At 60.6% G+C, this 880-nt stretch carries 1 protein-coding gene; it reads left to right on the top strand.

Features of this window, described 5'->3' with window-relative positions; translation table 11 throughout:
- The first annotated feature begins 61 nt into the window (after nt 1–61).
- Entirely contained in the window at nt 62–826 is a 765-nt protein-coding gene (locus LQ220_RS24815) for an IS6-like element IS6100 family transposase (RefSeq protein WP_001389365.1), read from the top strand.
- Nucleotides 827–880: the final 54 nt, after the last annotated feature.

The raw sequence follows: 880 nt of genomic DNA, 5'->3' as shown, positions 1-880 counted from the left end.
GGCTCTGTTGCAAAAATCGTGAAGCTTGAGCATGCTTGGCGGAGATTGGACGGACGGAACGATGACGGATTTCAAGTGGCGCCATTTCCAGGGTGATGTGATCCTGTGGGCGGTGCGCTGGTATTGTCGCTATCCGATCAGCTATCGCGACCTTGAGGAAATGCTGGCGGAACGCGGCATTTCGGTCGACCATACGACGATCTATCGCTGGGTCCAGTGCTACGCCCCGGAGATGGAGAAGCGGCTGCGCTGGTTCTGGCGGCGTGGCTTTGATCCGAGCTGGCGCCTGGATGAAACCTACGTCAAGGTGCGGGGCAAGTGGACCTACCTGTACCGGGCAGTCGACAAGCGGGGCGACACGATCGATTTCTACCTGTCGCCGACCCGCAGCGCCAAGGCAGCGAAGCGGTTCCTGGGCAAGGCCCTGCGAGGCCTGAAGCACTGGGAAAAGCCTGCCACGCTCAATACCGACAAAGCGCCGAGCTATGGTGCAGCGATCACCGAATTGAAGCGCGAAGGAAAGCTGGACCGGGAGACGGCCCACCGGCAGGTGAAGTATCTCAATAACGTGATCGAGGCCGATCACGGAAAGCTCAAGATACTGATCAAGCCGGTGCGCGGTTTCAAATCGATCCCCACGGCCTATGCCACGATCAAGGGATTCGAAGTCATGCGAGCCCTGCGCAAAGGACAGGCTCGCCCCTGGTGCCTGCAGCCCGGCATCAGGGGCGAGGTGCGCCTTGTGGAGAGAGCTTTTGGCATTGGGCCCTCGGCGCTGACGGAGGCCATGGGCATGCTCAACCACCATTTCGCAGCAGCCGCCTGATCGGCGCAGAGCGACAGCCTACCTCTGACTGCCGCCAATCTTTGCAACAGAGCC

Origin of the sequence: Sphingobium sp. CECT 9361 (genome assembly GCF_918741285.1) — a bacterium.
Classification (GTDB): Bacteria; Pseudomonadota; Alphaproteobacteria; order Sphingomonadales; family Sphingomonadaceae; genus Sphingobium.
The sequence above is the reverse complement of the archived record's forward strand: the minus strand, read 5'-3'. Positions and strand labels throughout refer to the sequence as shown.